This window comes from Nonomuraea rubra, from assembly GCF_014207985.1.
Lineage (GTDB): Bacteria > Actinomycetota > Actinomycetes > Streptosporangiales > Streptosporangiaceae > Nonomuraea > Nonomuraea rubra.
In genome coordinates this window covers 12282571-12302201 of the sequence record NZ_JACHMI010000001.1, presented here as the reverse complement: position 1 = coordinate 12302201, position 19631 = coordinate 12282571, and the positions used below count along the sequence as shown (strand labels likewise).

26 protein-coding genes and 1 tRNA gene are annotated in these 19631 nt (G+C 69.4%); 7 read left to right on the top strand and 20 right to left on the bottom strand.

The genetic code is table 11. The features are described from left to right. The first annotated feature begins 1 nt into the window (after position 1). The 3 genes from HD593_RS57005 to HD593_RS56995 are packed head-to-tail and all read left to right on the top strand — an operon-like array spanning position 2 to position 2525. Complete coding sequence (locus HD593_RS57005) at positions 2 to 739, top strand: prolipoprotein diacylglyceryl transferase (protein WP_185111164.1); 738 nt, start codon at positions 2 to 4, stop codon at positions 737 to 739. Between the two features lie 17 nt (positions 740 to 756). Beyond that, entirely contained in the window at positions 757 to 2274 is a 1518-nt protein-coding gene (locus HD593_RS57000; RefSeq protein WP_185111163.1) for a radical SAM protein, read from the top strand. Continuing rightward, complete coding sequence (locus tag HD593_RS56995; protein ID WP_185111162.1) at positions 2271 to 2525, top strand: hypothetical protein; 255 nt, start codon at positions 2271 to 2273, stop codon at positions 2523 to 2525. The genes HD593_RS57000 and HD593_RS56995 overlap by 4 nt, the downstream gene beginning before the upstream one ends. On the opposite strand, the gene HD593_RS56990 is transcribed toward HD593_RS56995, so the two are convergent. The 5 genes from HD593_RS56990 to HD593_RS56970 are packed head-to-tail and all read right to left on the bottom strand — an operon-like array spanning position 2515 to position 6297. After that, the gene (locus tag HD593_RS56990) at positions 2515 to 3663 is read right to left on the bottom strand and encodes a TolB-like translocation protein (protein ID WP_185111161.1); all 1149 of its coding nucleotides are present in this window, start codon (positions 3661 to 3663) and stop codon (positions 2515 to 2517) included. The genes HD593_RS56995 and HD593_RS56990 overlap by 11 nt on opposite strands. Then, complete coding sequence (locus tag HD593_RS56985; protein ID WP_185111160.1) at positions 3660 to 4127, bottom strand: SigE family RNA polymerase sigma factor; 468 nt, start codon at positions 4125 to 4127, stop codon at positions 3660 to 3662. The genes HD593_RS56990 and HD593_RS56985 overlap by 4 nt, the downstream gene beginning before the upstream one ends. A gap of 39 nt (positions 4128 to 4166) precedes the next feature. Continuing rightward, complete coding sequence (locus HD593_RS56980; protein WP_185111159.1) at positions 4167 to 4625, bottom strand: MaoC family dehydratase; 459 nt, start codon at positions 4623 to 4625, stop codon at positions 4167 to 4169. Between the two features lie 11 nt (positions 4626 to 4636). Next, positions 4637 to 5806, bottom strand: coding sequence for a TolB-like translocation protein (locus HD593_RS56975; RefSeq protein WP_185111158.1), 1170 nt, complete (start codon positions 5804 to 5806; stop codon positions 4637 to 4639). Continuing rightward, positions 5803 to 6297, bottom strand: a complete 495-nt coding sequence (locus HD593_RS56970; protein ID WP_312904401.1) for a SigE family RNA polymerase sigma factor — start codon at positions 6295 to 6297, stop codon at positions 5803 to 5805. The genes HD593_RS56975 and HD593_RS56970 overlap by 4 nt, the downstream gene beginning before the upstream one ends. A 235-nt stretch (positions 6298 to 6532) precedes the next feature. On the opposite strand from HD593_RS56970, the gene HD593_RS56965 reads away from it, so the two are divergent. Continuing rightward, on the top strand, positions 6533 to 7714 hold the full coding sequence (locus HD593_RS56965) for an ATP-binding protein (RefSeq protein ID WP_185111156.1): 1182 nt from the start codon (positions 6533 to 6535) through the stop codon (positions 7712 to 7714). Positions 7715 to 7817: 103 nt separating this feature from the next. Here the strand turns inward: HD593_RS56965 and HD593_RS56960 are convergent, their stop codons facing one another. Further along, positions 7818 to 8609, bottom strand: a complete 792-nt coding sequence (locus tag HD593_RS56960) for a MauE/DoxX family redox-associated membrane protein (RefSeq protein ID WP_312904400.1) — start codon at positions 8607 to 8609, stop codon at positions 7818 to 7820. Positions 8610 to 8614: 5 nt separating this feature from the next. Continuing rightward, positions 8615 to 9556: a hypothetical protein gene (locus tag HD593_RS56955; protein WP_185111154.1), complete on the bottom strand. Its 942-nt coding sequence runs from the start codon at positions 9554 to 9556 to the stop codon at positions 8615 to 8617. A gap of 218 nt (positions 9557 to 9774) precedes the next feature. Between HD593_RS56955 and HD593_RS56950 the strand changes: the two genes are divergently transcribed. Then, a complete protein-coding gene (locus tag HD593_RS56950) occupies positions 9775 to 10272 on the top strand; it encodes a SigE family RNA polymerase sigma factor (RefSeq protein ID WP_185111153.1) in 498 nt (165 codons plus the stop codon). Here HD593_RS56950 and HD593_RS56945 read toward each other — a convergent pair. Further along, positions 10241 to 10753 (bottom strand): MarR family winged helix-turn-helix transcriptional regulator, encoded by a 513-nt coding sequence (locus HD593_RS56945; RefSeq protein WP_185111152.1) that lies wholly within the window; start codon positions 10751 to 10753, stop codon positions 10241 to 10243. The genes HD593_RS56950 and HD593_RS56945 overlap by 32 nt on opposite strands. A 97-nt stretch (positions 10754 to 10850) precedes the next feature. On the opposite strand from HD593_RS56945, the gene HD593_RS56940 reads away from it, so the two are divergent. Continuing rightward, entirely contained in the window at positions 10851 to 11414 is a 564-nt protein-coding gene (locus tag HD593_RS56940) for a YceI family protein (protein ID WP_185111151.1), read from the top strand. Positions 11415 to 11588: 174 nt separating this feature from the next. Further along, a tRNA-Ser gene (locus HD593_RS56935) sits at positions 11589 to 11678 on the top strand. Between the two features lie 85 nt (positions 11679 to 11763). On the opposite strand, the gene HD593_RS56930 is transcribed toward HD593_RS56935, so the two are convergent. The 12 genes from HD593_RS56930 to HD593_RS56875 all read right to left on the bottom strand — a co-directional run bounded on the left by HD593_RS56930 (position 11764) and on the right by HD593_RS56875 (position 19607). Continuing rightward, positions 11764 to 13110 carry a tyrosine-type recombinase/integrase gene (locus HD593_RS56930; RefSeq protein WP_221525444.1) on the bottom strand — a complete coding sequence of 449 codons (1347 nt, stop codon included), beginning with the start codon at positions 13108 to 13110 and terminating at the stop codon, positions 11764 to 11766. Further along, positions 13110 to 13313, bottom strand: a complete 204-nt coding sequence (locus HD593_RS56925) for a helix-turn-helix domain-containing protein (protein WP_185111150.1) — start codon at positions 13311 to 13313, stop codon at positions 13110 to 13112. The genes HD593_RS56930 and HD593_RS56925 overlap by 1 nt, the downstream gene beginning before the upstream one ends. Beyond that, complete coding sequence (locus HD593_RS56920; protein WP_185112723.1) at positions 13313 to 14881, bottom strand: replication initiator; 1569 nt, start codon at positions 14879 to 14881, stop codon at positions 13313 to 13315. Before HD593_RS56920 ends, HD593_RS56925 begins: the two co-directional genes overlap by 1 nt. Before the next feature lie 38 nt (positions 14882 to 14919). Continuing rightward, on the bottom strand, positions 14920 to 15072 hold the full coding sequence (locus HD593_RS56915) for a hypothetical protein (protein ID WP_185111149.1): 153 nt from the start codon (positions 15070 to 15072) through the stop codon (positions 14920 to 14922). Further along, the gene (locus tag HD593_RS56910) at positions 15065 to 15265 is read right to left on the bottom strand and encodes a hypothetical protein (protein WP_185111148.1); all 201 of its coding nucleotides are present in this window, start codon (positions 15263 to 15265) and stop codon (positions 15065 to 15067) included. The genes HD593_RS56915 and HD593_RS56910 overlap by 8 nt, the downstream gene beginning before the upstream one ends. Beyond that, positions 15262 to 16680 (bottom strand): FtsK/SpoIIIE domain-containing protein, encoded by a 1419-nt coding sequence (locus tag HD593_RS56905; RefSeq protein ID WP_185111147.1) that lies wholly within the window; start codon positions 16678 to 16680, stop codon positions 15262 to 15264. Before HD593_RS56905 ends, HD593_RS56910 begins: the two co-directional genes overlap by 4 nt. Positions 16681 to 16769: 89 nt before the next feature. After that, positions 16770 to 17084 carry a hypothetical protein gene (locus HD593_RS56900; protein WP_185111146.1) on the bottom strand — a complete coding sequence of 105 codons (315 nt, stop codon included), beginning with the start codon at positions 17082 to 17084 and terminating at the stop codon, positions 16770 to 16772. Next, positions 17081 to 17497: a plasmid replication, integration and excision activator gene (locus tag HD593_RS56895; RefSeq protein WP_185111145.1), complete on the bottom strand. Its 417-nt coding sequence runs from the start codon at positions 17495 to 17497 to the stop codon at positions 17081 to 17083. Before HD593_RS56895 ends, HD593_RS56900 begins: the two co-directional genes overlap by 4 nt. A 122-nt stretch (positions 17498 to 17619) precedes the next feature. Beyond that, positions 17620 to 18330, bottom strand: coding sequence for a GntR family transcriptional regulator (locus HD593_RS56890; RefSeq protein ID WP_312904399.1), 711 nt, complete (start codon positions 18328 to 18330; stop codon positions 17620 to 17622). Between the two features lie 106 nt (positions 18331 to 18436). Beyond that, positions 18437 to 18853: a hypothetical protein gene (locus HD593_RS56885; protein WP_185111143.1), complete on the bottom strand. Its 417-nt coding sequence runs from the start codon at positions 18851 to 18853 to the stop codon at positions 18437 to 18439. Beyond that, complete coding sequence (locus HD593_RS56880; RefSeq protein WP_185111142.1) at positions 18850 to 19185, bottom strand: hypothetical protein; 336 nt, start codon at positions 19183 to 19185, stop codon at positions 18850 to 18852. Before HD593_RS56880 ends, HD593_RS56885 begins: the two co-directional genes overlap by 4 nt. Further along, entirely contained in the window at positions 19182 to 19607 is a 426-nt protein-coding gene (locus tag HD593_RS56875; protein ID WP_185111141.1) for a hypothetical protein, read from the bottom strand. Before HD593_RS56875 ends, HD593_RS56880 begins: the two co-directional genes overlap by 4 nt. Between the last annotated feature and the right edge of the window lie 24 nt (positions 19608 to 19631).

The following is a 19631-nucleotide window of genomic DNA, read 5'->3' as shown; positions in this document are numbered from 1 at the left end:
CATGCCCTATCACGAGATCTTCGTCGGCCTCGGCGTGGCGGTGGCGGCCGTCGTCTTCGTACGGGAGGCCCGCAGGCGGGGCGCGCTCAACGAGCAGTCCCTGATAGCCGTCACCGGCGCGCTGGTGGGCGGCGCGATCGGGATGCGGCTGGCGGGCTGGCTGGAGACGCTGGAGCTGGAGACCCTCTGGTTGTACGGCTCGCGAAGCATCCTGGGCGGCCTGACCGGCGCGTACATCGGGGTCCTGGTGGCCAAGCGGATCATCGGCTACCGGGAGCGGACCGGCGACCTGTTCGCCCCGGCGGTGGCGCTCGGCATGGCGGTGGGCAGGATCGGATGCCACCTGACGGAGGCGCCCGGCAGGCCCACCGACCTGCCCTGGGGCGTGCACGCCCCGCCGACGACCCCGGAATGCCCGGGCTGCCTGACGGGTCAGGCGATGCACCCGTCGTTCATCTACGAGATCATCTTCCAGCTCGCCGCGTTCGCCGCGCTCATGTGGGCGCGCAAGCGGCTGACCCGTCCGGGCGAGCTGTTCACCCTGTACGTCGCCGCGTACGCCGCCTTCCGCTTCCTCGTCGAGTTCACCAGGGCCAACGAGACGGTGTGGCTGGACCTGACCAGACCCCAGTGGTTCCTGATCCCGGGCATGCTGCTGCTCGCCGCCAGGCTCGGGTACGGCTGGCGGCGCGGCTACTACACCCCCCTCTTCGCACGAAAGACCCCCCTCTTCGAATGAAAGCGAAAGGTCACGACATGAGCGCAGGGATGAACCTGCGGGGCGACCGCATCCTCAGGTACGTCAACGCGTTCTGCCCGAGCTGCCACGGCCGCGCCCTCGACAAGGTCGAGCGGCTGAGCGGCTATCTGGCCGAGCGCGACGGCCGCGTGTGGCTGGAGCGCGGATGCCGCGAACACGGATTCATCCGGACTCTGTACGACGAAGACCCGGAAATCCTGAAGTACCTGGAGGAATGGACCGCCCCCACCAAGCAGCACATCCCCGACACCACCGGCAACTTCGCGCCGATTCCCTCCGCCTACCTCCATGGCCTGCCCGAGCTCCAGACCCAGCACACCTGCATCCTCCTCGAGGACATCGCAGAGACCTGCAACCTGCGCTGCCCCACCTGCTTCGCCGGCAGCTCGCCCGACCTGACCGGCGTCGTCCCGGTCCCGGACGTGCTGGCCAACGTCGACCAGCGCCTGCGGCGGGAGAACGGCAAGCTCGACGTCCTCATGCTGAGCGGCGGCGAGCCCACCCTTCACCCCGAGCTGAAGACGCTGCTCGCCGAGCTGAGCGCCCGCCCGATCACCCGCATCCTGATCAACACCAACGGCGTCCTCCTCGCCAGGGACGACTCCCTGCTCGACCTCCTCACCGAGCACAGGGAGCGCGTCGAGGTCTACCTCCAGTACGACGGCACATCGGCCGACGCCTCCAGGCACCACCGGGGCGGCGACCTGACCAGGATCAAGGCGGAGGCCGTCGAGCGCCTGTCCGAGCGCGAGATCTTCACCACCCTCGTCATGACCGCCGCCCTCGGCGTGAACGACGGCGAGATCGGCGACGTCGTACGCCTCGCGCTCGACACCCCGTACGTCGGCGGCGTGTCCCTGCAACCCCAGTTCGGCTCGGGCAGGTCGGGCACCATCGACCCGAACGACCGCCTCACCCACACCGGCGTGCTCAAGCGCCTCGGCCCGCAGACCGGCGGCCTGGTGACCTGGCGCGACCTGACCGCCCTGCCCTGCTCCCACCCCCACTGCTGCTCGGTCGGCTACCTCATCCGCGACGACGCCCGCCAGTGGCGCTCGCTCACCGCGCTGATCGGCCACGACCGGCTCAAGGAGAACCTCGGCCTGGTCTCCAACCGCATCGCCGACAGCGAGCTGCCGAAGGAGCTGCGCCTGGCCGTACAGGAGTCGCTGCTCGGGCTGCTCTCCGAGCAGTCGTCGCTGTCGCACCCGCAGGTCGGGGACCTGTGGCGGACCATCTGCGAGAACTGCGACCTCGGCGTCTCCACCCTGCTCTCGCTCGCGTCGTCGGCGCTGCCCGGACGGCGCAGGAAGCTGCGCAGGATGCTCGGCGAGCGGGTCGTGCGGATCACGGTGAAACCGTTCATGGACATCTCGACGATGATCGAGGAGCGGCTCACGCAGTGCTGCGTGCACGTGGGCACCCGCGCCGAGCAGGACCAGTGCGCGCCGTTCTGCGCCGTGCAGGCGTGGCCGGAGCTGTCCAGGCAGCGGCTCTCGGCGGTGGCCCGGTGACGGCCGCGCCCCCGCCGGAGAAGGAGCCGTACGATCCGCTCCGGTTGTGCGTGTACGCGACCGTCGCGCTGCTGGGGTGGCTGCTCGGGCCGTGGGCGGTGCTGGGGTTCGCGGCGCTCGGGTTCGCGGGGTACTGGAAGGCGCGGCGGGCGGGGCTGACCCGGAGCAGGTGTTTCCTCCGGGACACCCGGCTCGTGCTGGCCTACCTCGGCCTGATCGGGCTGGCCGCCCTGGCGGCGATCATTCTCTGATCGCCCCGGGGTCGAGCACGGTGTACTCCTCGCCGCCGCCCCGCGTCCTGATCTCGCAGGCCCGGTCCGCGCAGTGCTGGTAGAACCGCGCGCCGGCGTCCCAGAAGAGCAGGGAAAAGTCCTGGATGCGGCCCACGTCGCCGCCCTCGACCCCCGGGGTGCGCTCGCCGACCCCGGCCAGCTCGCCGGTGGCGAGGTCGTACACGGCGGCGAGCGGCACGCCGGCCTTGTGCACGTCCGGTTCGTAGACGCGGAACAGGGCGTGCCGGTCGTCGAGCAGCCACCAGACGCCGTACCCCATCAGCATGGGCGGCAGCGTCCGCCGCCCGGACCCGTCCACCCGCTGGACGATCAGGCGGTCGTCCAGCAGGCCCGTGCACCACTCGGTGCCGCACTGCCACCGTTCGGCGCCCGGGGGCACCGCCACGCCGGTGGAGCCGCCCGTTTCGAGGTTGACGATCCTGGTCACGTTGCCGGCGGCGTCCCACTCGTGGGCCCACGGCCAGGAGGCCAGGCGCAGGTTCTCCGCGCCGGGCATCAGTTCCGGTGTGCCGCCCGCGAGCGGCAGCCGGTGGACGCCGCTCCGCTCGCCCGACCAGGCGAGGAAGCCGTCGGTGACCGCGAGCTCGTACACGTCGGACGCGGCCCGGCCCACGCGCCTGGCCTCGCCACCCTCCCTGGGCATGACCCACAGTGTGTGGTCCGGCCCGGCCCAGGCGAGGTGCCGGGCGCCCACCGCCACCCGTACCGGATCGGCCGGCACCTGGCCGAGCACGCGCGTGCCGCCCGTCGCGGCGTCGTACACCTCGAACCGTTTGTTCCGGAACGTCAGCACTTCGCGCGCGCTCAGCGCGGTCATGGGCAGCCTGTCCGCGGGCACCTTCAGCACGGCCTCGGGCCACACCTCGGTGGCGGGACTGATGACGGCGGGGGCGACCTCGCGTTCCTGAGCCGTCGTCACCGCCGTCGTGCCGCCCGCGACGGCGACCACCGCCGCGGCCGCCACCGCCACGCCCAGACGCTTCCTGGTACGCCGGGCGCGCCGCCGCCCTGCCACCCCGCTCGCGAGATCCGCCGGAAGCGCGGCCTGCCGCGCCGCCGCCCGCATGGTCAGTACGAGATCGTCTTCGCTTCTCATCGCAGCACCCGTGCCTCTCGGTTGATCCGGAGCTTGTCCAGGGCACGGGCCGCCTGGCTGCGCACGGTCCCCCGGGAGACGCCGAGTATGGCGGCGATCTCCTGGTCGGGCAGATCCTCGTAGTACCGCAGCACGAGTACGGCCCGCTGCTTGCGGGGCAGTTCCTGGAGCTCGGCCCACAGGTCGGCGTCGCCGTAGCGGTCGGGCACGCCGCGGTCGGGCACGGCGGCCACCAGGTCCTCCCGGTGCCGCCGCCGCCACGACCTGATGTGCAGCCGGACCATGGTCGTCCGGACGTACCCCTCGGGGTCGTGCTTCTGCCGTACGCGGGGCCAGGCGTCACCCAGGCGGGCCAGCGCCTCCTGGACGAGATCGGCGGCGTCCTCGGAGTTGCCGGCCAGCACGTAGCCGTACCGGAGAAGGGCGTCGCCCCGGGCCCGGACGAACTCGTCGAATTCCTCCACGAACCCAGGGAGCGTCTTACGCTGCCGGCTGTTGCACGCCTATTGGGCGCGCACGTACAGGCTGAGGGTTTCCGCGACGCAGGCGGGCCGCTTCTCGCCCTCGATCTCGATCGTCATCTTCAGGCTGGACAGGTGGCCGGCGGGGGAGTTCTTGACGTCGATGAGCTCGCCGACGGCCCTGATCCGGGCGCCGACGGGGACGGGCGTGTGGAAGCGGACCTTGTTGAGGCCGAAGTTGACGCCCATCGCGATGCCCTCCACCTTGATCAGGGAGAACATGAACGACGGCAGCAACGACAACGTCAGGTACCCGTGGGCGATCGTGCCGCCGAACGGCCCCTCCTTGGCCCGCTCCACGTCCACGTGGATCCACTGATGGTCGTCGGTGGCGTCGGCGAAGGTGTTGACCTGCTCCTGAGTGACCGTGCGCCACTCGGTCGGGCCGAACTTCTCGCCGACGGCCGCCTTGAGTTCATCGATGTTCGCGAAGGTCCGCATGGCCCCGAACGCTATTGCGCGGACGGGACGGCTGCCAAGTTCAGCACCTCGTACGCGCCCCGCCGCTCGCTCCAGTAGATGACCGTGCTGGGCTCGCCCGCAGCGCCGAGGGCCAGTGTCCTGGCCTCGATCGTGGCCGTCGAGCCGGTCGCGACGTCGTGGACGCCGTTCTTCAGCGGTACGAAGCGGTTGAGCAGCGGCGCCATCGACAGTGGCTTCGGATGCCCGAAAACGCCGTCGATGGCCCGCAGGTCGCTTCCGTTGATCCGCTGCAGGAAGCTGCCCCCCGCGCGGCGGCCGAGGCACCAGTGCGGGCCGCAGCGCACCCCCTTGGCCTCCGGCAGGCTGTCGACCTCGTGGGAGGTGATGAGGGTGAGGTCGACCAGCACCGTCTGGTTGCGGTCATCGAGGTCGGGCCCGGCGGGGGCGTCGCTCGCCCAGGGCCATCTCAGCAGGTGCAGGCCGTCCGCGGCGGCGATCCGGTCGGGCGCGCCGCCGGCCAGGGGGACCCGCCAGACGCCGCCGCTCCGCTCCGACCAGATGACCTGGTCGTCGTTGACCGAGATCGCGTCGAGGTCGGAGCGGCCGCCGGTCAGCTCGGTGACCAGCCTGGCCTCGCCGCCTGCCAGCGGTGCCGTCCAGATCTCCCGTACGGACTTGCCGGCGGACACCTGCCAGACCACGTTCCTGCCGTCGGCGGCCACGGACGGGATCACGAACTGCCGTGACCGCGGCAGCTCGGCGACCAGCCGGCTCCTTCCCGCCGCGGAGTCGTACACCTCCAGCCTGCTCCGGGCCTTCTCCCTCGGCATCCAGGCCAGGACCAGCACCTCCGTCGGGCTGATGCCGGTCATCGGGACGCGGCGCGCGCCGTCGGGCGCCTCCATGGGCAGGGTGAAGACGGCGCCCGGCCACAGCTCCTCCACGGGGGCCGATCGCGGGGTGGGTGGTTCCGGAGCCGGCGTCGTGGCCAGGTCGCCCTCGCCCCCGCCGGACAGGAGGACGCCCCTGATCCCTACACTCAGCACCACCACGGCGGCCGCCGCCGCCAGCACGCGCACCCTCCGGCGGGTCCTGCGCCGCCTGCGCAGCGCCACGCCCGCCAGCAGGTCGCCCCCGTCGTCGGGAGCGTGCTCGCCGGCCGCCCGCAGCGCGCCGATCAGCTCGTCCTCGCTTCTCATGACCGCTCCCCCTTCCGAACAGACCCGCTCAGGGACTCGCGTACCGACGGTTTGACGCGCAGCGCGTTGAGTGCGTGGAACGCCTGGCTGCGCACGGTTCCCCGCGAGATGCCGAGAATCTCGGCGATCTCCTGGTCGGACAGGTCCTCGTAGTACCGCAGCACGAGGACGACCCGCTGCCTGCGCGGCAGCGTGGCCAGCTCCTTCCACAGCTCGCCGAACGTGTGCACGTCGGTGTACGAGCCTTCGGGCAGGTCGTCGGTCAGGTGCTCCCTGCGCCGCCCGCGCCACCAGCTGATGTGCTGCCTGGCCATGGTCGTGCGGACGTACGCCTCCGGGTTGTCCTTGTTGCGGACCCGTTTCCAGGAGTCGCTCAGCTTGAGCAGCGCCTCCTGCACCAGGTCTGCCGCGTCGTCGGCGTTGCCGGTGAGCACGTAGCCGTACCGGAGCAGGGCCGGGCCCCGCGCCCGTACGAAATCGTCGAACTCCACATCTCCTGGACGCACCGGGGGCTCCGGCCTGTTGCAAAGATCTTTACTCGAAACCATCGCATGAGTGTTCGAGTCCGCGCTACAGTTCTAGGTACCGCAATCGAACAGAGGTTCGGCCTGGTGAGAGGGGGTGTGTCCGATGACGGTGCTTGCGCCCGCCCCTGCTCGGACACGCCGTAGCACTTTCTTCCCAAATCTAAGACGGCCGCTATATCCGGCAATAAAGTCCGAGAGCGTGGACCCTGTGCGAAACCCCTACGCTCCAGGCGCCGGGCAGCGCCCGCCGGAGCTCGCCGGGCGCGATCGCGAGCTGCAGCAGTTCGAGGTCGTGCTGGAGCGGGTGGCCCGCGGCCGTCCCGAGCGCAGCATGGTCGTGACCGGCCTGCGGGGAGTGGGCAAGACCGTCCTGCTCAACACGTTCAAGTCGATGGCCATGCAGCGGCTGTGGGGCACGGGCAAGATCGAGGCCCGGCCCGACCAGTCGATCAGGCGGCCGGTGGCCGCCGCCCTGCACATGGCCATTCGCGAGCTGGCGCCGCGGCACCGCGCGCCCGAGCGCATCGAGGAGTTCCTCGGCGTGCTCAAGGCGTTCGCGATGCGCGACCCGGCCGCGGCCAAGGGCACCTCCCACTGGTCGCCCGGGATCGAGGTGCCGGCCAGCCGCGGGCGCGCCGACTCGGGCGACCTGGAGATCGACCTCACCGAGCTGTTCGTCGACGCCGCGAGCGTGGCCACCGACCTGGCGGTGGGCATCGCCCTGTTCATCGACGAGATGCAGGACGTGCAGCCCGCCGACGTCTCCGCGCTCTGCGCCGCCTGCCACGAGCTGTCGCAGACGGGCGGGCCGCTGATCGTGGTGGGCGCCGGGCTGCCGCACCTGCCGAGCGTGCTGTCGGCCAGCAAGAGCTACTCCGAGCGGCTCTTCCGCTACGCGCGCATCGACAAGCTCGACCGGGAGGCGGCCGACCTCGCGCTGATCCTGCCGGCGCGCGAGGAGGAGGTCGAGTTCACCCAGGAGGCGCTCGACGCGCTCTACGAGGCCGCCGACGGTTATCCGTACTTCGTGCAGGCCTACGGCAAGGTCGCCTGGGATCTCGCCCCGCGCAGCCCGATCACGCTCGACGACGTCAAGGTCTCCGCGCCGGAGGCCGAGGAGGAGCTGGCGGTCGGGTTCTTCGGCAGCCGCTACGAGCGGGCCACCCCGGCCGAGCGCGACTACATGCACGCCATGGCGCAGATCGGCGACGAGCCGGTGCCGACCGCCGAGGTGGCCGACGCGCTCGGGCGCAAGCCGTCCAGCCTCTCGCCCGCCCGCGACAGCTTGATCAAGAAGGGTCTCATCTACAGCGCCGAGCGCGGCCTGATCGCGTTCACGGTGCCGCACTTCGGGAAGTTCCTGCGCGCTCAGCCGATCTGAGCGACGCCCCTAGACCTCTATTGGGCTGTCTAGTGGGGAAGCTAGACAGCCCAATAGAGTCATATCGCCATGCCTGTCGAGGGTTGTATACGGCTCTATAGCGTCAGGCCGATACTGCCGTATATTCCGGCAGAGACCCGCTGCCCTCCGTGCTGACCACGGCCATCCGCACCGCCGGGCGCCGTCCGGTCAGGTAGACGGCGAAGACGACGTCGTCCTCGTCGTGGTTGCGGAAGGCGAAGAAGCGCCAGCACAGCTCGCGCCAGCTGTCGTACGGCTCGGCCGAGGCCAGCTCGCCCTGATGCGCCCGCCAGGTGCCGCTCGACCTGAGCCGCGACAGGACGACCGACTCGGCGGGGCCGCGGCGCTGCTCGCAGGGGGCGCGGTGCCGTACGCGGTCGATCAGCTCCTCGATCTCGGGCGACAGCGCCACGAGCACCGCCACCCCAGCGGCGAGCAGCCACGACGGCGCGAGCGCCGCCGCCCAGCCCGGCACCGGCGCCCACACCGACACCCCTGCCATCCCGGTCAGCGCCACCGTCCTGCCGATCGAGCGCAGCCCGACCGGCGCCGAGCTCACCTCGCCGAAGCAGCCGCACCCCGCGTCGGGCCGCCGCCTGCGCAGTTCGAGCAGCACGTACGTGGACAGCGCGAAGAACGCCACCGTGCCCCAGCGGAACAGCGGATGCGTCGTGAGCAGCAGCCCCGCGGCCAGCACCAGCTCGCCCGCAGCGCACACCAGCAGGGCCGCGGCCTGGACTCGCTCGGGCACCAGCACCGCGGGCCCCAGCCTCGACAGGCCCCCTGGCTCACCCTTCGTGGCGACGGTGACCGCCTTGGCCGCCGTGCCCAGGACGAGCATGACGATCAGGAGCGGGAGCTGCGATTCGAGCACGAGCCTCACCCCAATCCGATCTGCGCGTTGAAGCATCCCTTGACCAGCTCGCCGCCGAGCTCCACGTAGGAGGACGGCGACAGCTCCGCGATCCGGCCGCGCGGCGAGGTGTCGCACTCCACGCACCGGTCGCAGAACCGCCCCGCCACGCACCCGCACGCGACCACCGGGACGTTCGAGGAGCGGTTCGAGCACACGTTCCTGACCTGCAGCAACGACCCCACCGAGAGGTACGGCAGGCCCGCGCACGACACCCCCGTCTGGGTGCAGCCGGTGTCGGCACGCTCCAGCATCGGGTAGGCCGCGCCCCGCTCCTCCTCGTCGAACGTGTCCGACCAGGTGACCGTCCCGGCGATGCGCGCCTGCTTGTACGCCGGCGACGGCGGCGGCACGGAGCGCGCGGGATACGCCGGCTGCGAGGTCGCGGGCAGCAGGGCCAGGCTCGCCCCGTCGCGTCTGACGCCGATCGCGTCGAAGAGGTAACCGGGCTCGAACTTGGGATGCCGCACCTGCAGCCGTCCCGACGAGCGGTAGGGGACGACGACCGTACGGTGGCCGCGGTGCGGCCCGCAGTCGAGCTCGACCGTCAGATCCTTGCGGCCCTGGATGGACAGGATCGTCCCCGTGATCCGGGTGGTGTCGGCCCAGATCCGCTCGACCACCCGGCCGTCGCGCAGCGCGCGCATCAGCACCATGGCGCCGATGGGCAGGTCTGCGGGGGCGAGCTCGGCGCCGTGCCAGGCGGTGGCCCACGGGGCGATCACCAGCCGCTCCTCGGCGCCCGAGGGGGTCTCGATGGTGATCAGATGCGGGCTGACGTCCAGCACCTCGCCCACCACGGCCCGCAGCGGGTCGCCGTCGGCCGGATCGGGGCCGGGAACGCCGCTCGCGCGTCCGAGCGCGGCCGCGGCGAGCACCCGGCGGCGCTCAACGCTCGGATACCCCATCCGCCCCTCCCTCGCTCGGGTACTAGATTCACATGACTTGAGGGCGGCTCACACCGTAGTGGTCCAGAACAGAGCAAAATACGCATCCTCGGGGAAGTGCCTTCACCTACGGCGGCATACAAACCACCACCGACCTTGACGGACCTTTATCCTCGGCGGGCCGAAACCTGAATTGCGGTTCAGGCCGAATAGGGCATCAGGCTGCGATTCTGGCCACGATGCAGACCACCAGCTGGGAAGACGAGTTCCGCGAGTACGTCATGGCCCGCGGTCCCGCGCTGCTGCGTGCGGCCCATCAGCTCACCGGGCATCCGCTGGACGCGGAGGATCTGTTGCAGAGCGCGCTGACCAAGACGTACCAGGCCTGGGAGCGCATCGAGGACCGGGGCGCCCTGGACGGCTACGTGCGGCGGGCCATGGTGAACATCAACATCTCGCAGTGGCGGCGGCGCAAGCTGGAGGAGTACCCGTCGGACGAGCTGCCCGAGCCGGTGACCTTCGAGCCGGCCGGGTCCTCCGAGGTGCACGAGGCGCTCGAACAGGCGCTCAGGGAGCTGCCGGAGCGCATGCGGGCGGCGATCGTGCTGCGGTACTACGAGGACATGACCGAGCCGGAGATCGCCAAGAAGCTCGGGATCAGCGTGGGCACGGTCAAGAGCACGGTGTCGCGCGCGATGGCCAAGCTCAGGGCCGCGCTGGCGCTTCCCTCTCAGTAGGGAACGAGCTCTCCGTGGATCCGGCGGTGGCGCAGGGGCGCACGACGTCCCTGATCTTGCGCAGGCTCTTGAGGAACGCCTCCAGCTCGTCGGAGCCCAGCAGCCCGGTGAAGCACTCCTCGATGTCGCGCAGGTGATCGGGCAGCACCGACTCCAGCCGCTCCCGGCCCGCGTCGGTGAGGGCGGCGTACGAGGCCCGCCGGTCGGTGGCGCACGACTCGCGCCTGACCAGCCCCTCGCGTTCGAGCCGGTCGACGACCCGGGTCACCCCGCTCGTGGACAGCTGCGTCTGCGCGGCGAGATCGCTCATGCGCAGCCGCTGGTGCGGGGAACGTGCCAACCGGATCACCGTCTCGAAGTCGATCTCCGACAACCCCGCGCCGCTCAGCACCGGCTGGAGCCGGCTCATCAACCCGGAGTGGACCTCGGTCAGCAGTCCGATCGCCGTCAGCCGGGGGTCGTCGAAGTTCGTCACGTTCATAGCTTAGCCGACGTTAGTTGACGTGCGGAATATTCCTCATGTAGAAAGTTGTTGCCGCAGACATCCGCACAACAGCTACTCTCTGAGGAGAACCCCGATGACCACCCGCACCTGGGAGTCCCTGACCATCCCGGCCGCCGGCACGTACAACCTCGACGCCGCCCACACCACCATCGGCTTCGTCGTCAAGCACATGATGGTCAGCAAGGTCCGCGGCCACTTCGGCACCTTCAGCGGCTCGGTCACGGTCGCGGAGAACCCGCTCGAGTCCGCCGCCGAGCTCTCGATCCAGGCCGACAGCATCTCGACCGGCGCGCCCGACCGCGACGGCCACCTGCGCAGCGACGACTTCCTGTCCGCCGAGAAGTTCCCGCAGATCACCTTCAAGAGCACCCGCGTCGTCGGCCACTCCGGTGACGAGTTCGTCGTCGCCGGCAACCTGACCATCCGCGACGTCACCAAGGAGGTCGAGCTCGCGGTCGAGTACGGCGGCGTGGGCACGAACCCCTGGGGCCAGCAGGTCTGGGGCTTCTCGATCAAGACGGAGATCGACCGCGAGGAGTTCGGCCTGACCTGGAACCAGGCGCTGGAGACCGGCGGGGTGCTCGTGGGCAAGAAGATCAAGATCGAGATCGAGGGCGAGGCCAACCCGGCCGCCTGACCGCCTTTCGTGATGGGTTATCCACAGGCCTGAAGCCCGTCCCAGCTCTGGACGGGCTTCGTCCACAGGGGGTTACCCACAGGCTGTTGATAACTCTTGGTGAAGAGCGCCGCGGTTATCGCTTTGCCGCCTCGCCAGAAGGCCGGTACGCTGTGCTGAGCCGCGGTGGCTCCGGGAGGATTCGCCTAGTCAGGTCTATGGCGCCGCACTGCTAATGCGGTTTGGGTTTACCGCCCATCCGGGGTTCAAATCCCCGATCCTCCGCAGGTGAGAGGCCCTCTCCCCCAAGTTGGGGAGAGGGCCTTTTTGATCTTCGGGGACGTCATAGTTGCAGTCCTAGTTGCAACGGCTACGAGTTTCCCCAGAGAGCGGACGCGAGCCGTTCCCCCGCATCGCGCATCAGCGGTGTGGATACGTGGGTGTAGCGCTCGGTGGTCGTCACGCGGGTGTGGCCGAGAACCTGCTGTACGACTCGGATGTTCACCCCTTGCTCGATGAGTAGGGTCGCGGCGGTGTGCCGGGCGTCGTGGACCCGGACGTCCCGAACGCCGGCCTGCTTGAGGATGGTCTTCCACAGCTTCCAGTCCTCGGTGCGCTCGATGGGAGTGCCGAGCTTGGTCGCGAACACCAGGTCATGATCCTGCCATCGATCTCCCGCCTTTTCTCGCTCAGTGTCCTGAATCTCGCGGTGTGCCTTGAGCTGGGCGAGGAGCTCGGGCGGGCATTGAAGGGTGAGCTTGCTCTTGCCCTTGCGCTGCCGAAAGACCACGCCGCCACCGCTTCGCTTGGGGCACTTGTCCGCGTGGCCGGTGCAGTCCTTGAGACAGGGCCGCTTGTAGCAGGCATGGCCCGGCTTTGAGCAGTCCGGCTTGCACGCCGGTCCATGTCCGTGGATCTTGCACTTCTTCTGGCACGGTCGGCGATGCCACTTCTCACCGCAGGCATGCGGGTCGTTGCACCCGTGACGCCATTCCTGGCGCTGCACCTGGAACCAGGCGCGGATCTCGCCGGTGTCCATGTCGATGTACGACCAGCGGAGCCCGAGGGCCTCGCCCTGGCGGATGCCGAGCGAGAGCGCCACCGACCAGCGGGTGCCGTTCCTCTTGGTCCTGGCCACGTAGAGGATGCGCCGAGCCTCCTCGCGCGACAGCGGTTCGATCTCGGTCTCCGCTGCTGTGGGCGCCTCAACGAGGGTCGCCACGTTCCGCGTGACCTTGTCGCGCCGCACAGCCACCTTGAGCGCGCGGGAGATGATCCGGTGCACCTTGAGGACGGTACTTGTGGACAACCCCTTGTCCAGCATCGCCGTGTACGCGGTGTCGAGGTGCTCAGGAGCGAGCCGGTTCAGCCGATGGCGGCCGAGAAGGGGAACGATCCAGTGACGTGTCTTCGAGCGGTAGTCCGCCAGGGTACGCGGTGCCATCCTCCCGGAGGCCACGAGGCGTTCGCAGATCACATCGAGGTATTCGGTCATCCATTCGGCGACCGTGGGCACCCGGCCCGGCTTGGTGACCTGTCCGGTCTCGCGGTTGCCCTCCAGTTCGGCGACCTTGCGGGTCACTTCAGCCTCGGTCTTGGCCATTCGGTGACGACGATCGGGAGAGCCATCCGGTTTGATGCCTACCGTGATCCAGCCGTGCCAATAGCCGTCGTTGCCGAAGTAGATGGAGGAGCGGCCATTCGGCTTCTTCGCCATCAGGCCACGTCCTCGGTCCGTACCAGCCCCGCTCTGGCTTCCAGCGTGCGAGCGAACTCCGCGAGCGCCCATCGCGGAACCAGGCGATAGCCGTCCTCCTTGATCGACTTGAGTTCGCCCGTCTTGATGAGTCGGAAGACAGCCGTGCGGCTCATGCCGAGAAGCGTGGCCGCGTCCTTGGGGCGATAGAACAAGGGCTCCATCACGCTGCCTCCTCTCTGACTGCCGAAAGATCTTGGCCCGCTGCTCGGGCTTCGAGTTGGGCCATGTGGGCTCGCCATCGTTGACGTTCGGCCACTGTGCGGAGGAGCCGGACGGCCAGGGGCGGCACGTTGGCGTCTCCGGCCGGGAAGGGCTTCCAGGCGTATCGGTGTGGGTCTGGTGGTTGGTCGGCTTGGCCGAGGGCTTCCAGGACCCACGTACGGCGGTCCTGCTTGTGTTCGGCCAGGGTTTTGTTGGACCACTTGCGGGAGACCAGGACGCGGCGCCCGGCGTAGCCGAGGTGTTCGGGCTTGTGGGCCTTGCCGCGGCAGCGGCCCGGGGTCATCCCGGCTTTGGCGTCCTTGGGCTGGATGCCGTAGCGGAGCCAGTTGGCGCAGGTGGGCGAGCAGGGTTCGAACCGCAGGGCTTCGGCCAGGCGGGCGGCGTGATCACGGCGTGCCTGGTGGTCGGTGTCGAGGCTTTCGCCGAGTGACTTGGTCAGGTACTTGGACAGGTAGCGGATGCACTGGTCGGCGTCGGGAGTGCCGGCCAGCACGCCTTGCACGTCCACCTGAGTGCCGAAGCGGATCACGTGCAGGGGTTCGGTCGTCTCGTCGGTGTCGAGCTGGTCGAGCGCCTCGTCCCAGGTGGGCAGGACCTCGCCCGTGGCGGGATCGATGTAACCGGTCTGGTCGTCCCAGACGGGCAGGTGTTCGCCGTCGAAGACGACCCGCTCGGCAGGGGGCCACCACACTTGGTGGTAGGTGGCCGCCGCGATCTGCTTGATCTCCGCGCGTGGCAGGGTGCCCCTGATCGCCATGTGCAGGTGCGGGGCGAGCCGCTTCTGAGGTTCCACGGAGGCGAAGTACTGCACGTCGTAGCCCGCTACCCGGCGGAGGTTCTGCACGAAGCGATCGACCAGCTTGGAGAAGTGCAGCGCGTCGCGGACCGCGCGAGCGTAGTCGTAGGTGTCGGGATCGATCGGGACGCCGTCGCGGATCTTGCCGTAGCTGGGCAGGGTCAGCGTGACGAACAGCGAGGGCCGGTAGACCTTGCCGTCCGAGCTGGTGAACGTCCGGCCGAGTGTCGTGCTGGCCATCTTGCGGCGGGGCAGGTCTGGAGCATCCTGCCGTCGCCGGGTCGATCGGGTGCGCTTGGGCGTGGTCCGGCCGAGGACGTTGCCGCGCATCCCGGCCGCGTTGATCTCGTCGTCCAGGCCGGACAGGACGGCGTCCAGGTCGGTGGTGTCCTCGCCGGCCTGCTCGGCGGCGTCCCGGCGGGCTTGCATGTCAGCACGGAACTCGATCAGCCAGCGTTGTTCGTCGTTCGGCTCGTCCGGGGTGATGGCCGGTTCGTGGTCGAGGTGCCAGCCTTCCCGGCATTGGGCCATGCGGAGCTGCCGGTTGCGCTTAGCGCACGGCGGGCAGACGGCCTCCCGCGTAGCCCCGCAGGGCACATCGATGATCTCGCTCTGCCCGGTCTGCAGGTCGATCCGCTTGAGTGCGACGGGCCGGATGCACACGCCGTACTGCTTGGCGACCTCCAGAGCGACGTCACGCGCCCACGGCATGCGCAGCCGTTCGGCCCGGGGCAGAGCGCGATCGTAGGTCACCGCTCCTCCCCGTCGTCGGCGACGATGAGCGCGCCCTGGCCGCATTCGCGGCACTCGACGATGCCCGGCTCCAGGTCGAGCCAGAGTGTGTTGTCGGACTGGCAGGTCGAGCAGCGCAGTCCCTCCAGCAGGTAGGCCACGTCACGCATCGGGACGCACCTCCGTCTCGGCCATCTCCGCGCACAGCCGGTACCGGCCGTCGTAGGGGTGGGCGAGCACGCGGGCCTGGTAGAGCTCGAAGACCCGCATCCGGGGCAGGCCATGGGCGGTCAGGAGAACCATGAGCGGGCGGCCCGCCACCAGGTCGAGCTCGTCGGCGGTGCCGTGGAAGCAGATCCTCATGCCGCCCTCCCGAAGGTGGCGACCATGGCGCGGATGTCGGTGTCGGAGACGTAGGCCGCGCGGACCCGGACGGGTTCGGGGCTGGTCTCCAGCCGGACGTATCCGATGCCCGCGCCGAGTTCGGGGACAAGGGAGATGTGGTCTGCCAGAGCGCCCCGGTCGCGGGCGCCGTCACCGAGGACCATGTCCACCTGTTCCGACTCGTCCAGCCGGAGGGCGATCTTGTCGGGGAACAGGTTGCGGATGTTCATGACCTCCTTGCGGGGGTCCTGGAGCGCCGCCAAGACACCGACGCCCACCGCGCGGCCCTGGGTGGTGAGCGTGGCCAGCGCGGCGGAGATGCGGTGCTTGAGCTGCCGGTCCGTCTGGTACGCGGTCAGGAACGCCACCTCATCGACCACGACCAGGACGAACGGGTCATCGACGGTGGGCGTGTGGTTGCGCTGGAGACCGGCGAACCGAGCGGCCCGCTTCTGCATGATGCTCACGGCCTCGTCCAGCAGATCGGCGCACTCTTCCGGCGTGGCTGCGTAGCGTGACCCGAACAGATCCCGGCCGTAGGACAGCTCCATCAGCTTGGGATCCAGCGCCCACAGTTCGGCCAGGCCCTCGGCCACGGCGGGGAGAAGCCCGCGGATCGCGGACCACAGGATCGAGCCCTTGCCGGCCCCGGTCGCGCCTGCCACGAGCACGTGAGTCCCGTGGACCTTGAGCAGCCAGGGACGCCCGTCCTCCTGCTTGCCGACCTCGATCGCCTCGACGGTGGCCGCGTCCGGCAGCGGGCGTGATGGGATCGGGACGGCGAGCGGGTCGTGACGCGGGAAGGTCAGTGTCAGCCGCCCGGAGTGAGTCAGCGCGACCCGGCAGGAGACGGCGCCGAAGCCCTGGGCGAGGTGGTCGAGGCGGTCGGCCCAGTCCTTGACCGCCTGGCCCTTGAGCATGCGCACGGTCACCAGATCCGCCCATGGGGTGCAGGTGACCTTGACGAGGCGGGGCAGGTAGTCGCGTCCCCGGATGTGCCTGCCCAGGCCGGAGACGATCATCACCGGTTGCCAGTGCCGCCGGTAGATCCAGATGAGCCGCCACCAGGCTTGCAGCCGACGCCCGACCAGCCGGACGAACGAGTCCCGGTCGGTCAGCGCCCAGGCGGCGAGCCCGGCCGGGGTGGGTGCGGTAAGCAGAAGCGCGGTCTGCCAGCCGTACAGGATGGTGAGCACGCCGGGAGCGACGGCGGCGAGCATGGCGATGGGGTGCCGCCAGGTCATCCGGACCAGCCCGGCCAGGACACGCCCGGCGAGGATGATCAGGGTGAGGATGGCGGGAGTGGTGACCACGGCCGGGCGGAAGACGACGGCCGTGTCCGGGGTCGTGGAGACGAGGTTGCGTGCCTCGTCGCCAGGTAGGCGCTTGAACATAAGCTGGACACCTCCTCGTTGATGTGGAAGTCGCGGGAGAACAAGGGGGCCGCCGGAAGTTGCCGCTTCTGGCGGCCCCGCCTTACTGGTCAGGCCGCCCCGGGGGTGGCCTGGTCGGTGGCCGACTGTTCGGCGTGCAGGCGCTCGCAGTCGGCCAGGTAGCGAGCGGCGGCGTTGAAGATCTCGCGGGCGGTGTCCAGATCGGCGCTGGTGACCGGCCCGGCTCCGGTGGTGGAGATGTGCAGGTCCGCGTCACGCGAACGGATCTCCAGGTACGGCCGCGGGTCGTCGAACAGCATCCCGGCGCTGACGCGCAGGCCCGGCGTGTAGAACGAGATGGCCAGATGGGGCTCGGAGCCCGGCCGCATCGACAACGTGACATAGGTGTACGGCCCGGAGCTCACGCCGCCGCCTCCTTACCGGCCGGTGCGGCCTGCTGCTTCGGGCGGGCGGGCTTCATGCCGGTGGCCCGGTAGGAGTAGGCCAGCCGTCCGGACGGGTTCACGTACGGCGTGATGGTCATGCCGGTGAACTCGACCGGTGCGATCGGCAGGCCGGCCAGAGCGGGCGGGGCGATGGGCTCGGTCTCCGACAGGATCTTGACCGCGATGGTCTTCTGTCCGGCCTTGAGGTTCGGGTCGCCGTCCATGACGGGGATCTGCCAGATCGGCTCGCCGGTCGTCTTGTCCCGGGCGTAGACGGTCTTGCCGCCGGTCGAGGCCTCGAAATTCTTGACCTGCTCGACCTGGCCGACGATGAAGCAGCCGTGCGGGAACGCCTGCTCGAAGCTGACCGGGATCGGTCCTTGAATTGCCATGAGGGATCCTCCTTTCAACGGGGACGACTCTTCGTTCGCTCGTCCACTTGTCCGCATGAGTTGAGAGTAGGTGATCGCAACTCGTCCGCACAAGTGGATAAGCGGTAAGGGGCGGGTAAGAGTTAGCTCACCTTGAAGACATCTTCGAGCTCGTGCAGGCTCCCCGGCAGGGCCAGGCTGACCACCATCAGCACGTTGCCGGCAGGGTCGTGCACGGTGGCCAGCACGCCGAGGACCGGCCCGGACGAGCCGAGCAGTTCGGCCTCTTCCTTGGTGGGCGGGCGGGCGTTGATCCGCTCGGTGATGTGGTCGAAGCGCAGGTGTTTGACGGCCTGGAGGTGCTGGCGGATGCCGTGCCGCAAGGGTTCGGGCTTGTCCAGGTCCGTGCCGAGGGCGTGTTCCAGGGGGACCCAGACGGTCTCTACCGCCGAGATCACGTCGGCTTGCCGGGCGAGCCGTTTGCGTACGACCACGGGGGTCTTCTCGGCGACGCCGAGCAGCCGGGCGATATGGCGGGGAGCCGGAACTCTTCCGGCTTCAAGGACCGCGTTCGGGCTCTCGCCCTGCTCTGCTGTCGTCAGGCTGGGGTGTGCACGGTCGGCCGCGCTCTGCGGGCGGCCTTTGACGAACGAGCCGCGTCCGTGCTCCCGTTCGATCCATCCCTGCATGGCGAGGGTCTGCAACGCGCGTACGACGGTGGTCCGGCCGACGCCGAGTTCGCGCACGAGCTGGGTTTCGGACGGCAGCATGTCGCCGGGGGCGTACTCGCCCGACTCGATGCGGTCCTGAATTGTCCGCATGACCTGCGCGTATTTAGGTGGGGCGAAATCCATGCCCATCTCAACCGCCCGTTCACTCTTCCACTTGTGCGCATAAGCACAGTACCGGCTGAGCTCAGGCCTGTCAGCGGCCCGCGTTCATAAGCGAGCAGGATGTAACTCAGGAGCCCGTCACCAGGGCCGCGCACATAGGGCAAGCCCGGGAAACGTGCGGAGAAAACCTGACCGACCAGCCGCAGAACGGCAGCGGCCGGACTGGAGCCGAGCAGAGGCTGGCCGTTGTGCCGGGGATGACCGCGTGCACCTGGCCCGCCGAGAGGCCGACCACGTAGTCCAGGGGACAAGCCACCTCGATCGGCTCTTTGAGATCGAGATCGTCCCATTGCAGTGGCCAGCGCAGGACTCCGCAGGGCAGACCGAACGGGTGCTCATCGAGCTGGACGAGAGCCGCTGTGCCGTTACGGAGCACCGCGACCACAACGCCCTCACGGCCTATCAGCGCAGCGCTGTTGGCACGGACGCGGGCATGGCTGTGCAGGGTGCTCACGATGGTGGCCCGCCAGCCGATCCGGCTCACAACGGCTCCGCCGAGGTGCCGGCACAGTGTGAGGTGATCGGGTGGTGCTGGGCGCGCAGCTCGGCGTACCGCATGGCGATGCGGCGGGCCGCCCGGAGAGGATCAGACGCCGGATGCCAGGCGTAAATGACGCGGCGGCGATCGGCATTCCATCCGGTACGCCACCAAAGACGTTCGCCGTCGCACCACACGACCAAGCCCACCCAGACTGAAACCAGCGCCAGTCCGTAACCGTCGTGGACGTCGGAATTGATGCCGTCTCGCTGCAAAGCGTCGCGGAGGGTTTCCGCTGACCGGCATGGGTCCAAAGTGACCATGGCCGGGGAGATCATTTCTCCACCCGCTCGAATCGCACGGACCCGGCTGGATCCACGTACGCGCGGAAGGTCTCGCGGTGAGCCTGGGCGTTCTCACCGGCGCCGAAGTCGTAGCAGGTGTGCCGGATGCTGCCCCGGATCGAGGTTTCGCGCGGCATGGCGCGCATCGCCGTGCGCAGCTCGTCCATCGCGGTGGCCTGGAACCCGCTCCATCCGCTCGGACCAGCGACTTCGCCGTTCTCGGTGAGAACGCGGACGGTCCAGGAGAAGCCCTCTCGCTGCGTCTCGGGGGAGCCGGTGCAGAAAAGGCAGTCCTCCTGAGCGGACGCGGCCAGGCCCAGCCCGGAGGCGGTCATGTGGCCGCGACGAGTGACGATCTTCCAGCCTCGTCCCTCGCACTCTGTGCATCTAACTGGCGTTGTCATGCCGGTCAGCATGAATGTCCATGCTTTTCAGACCTA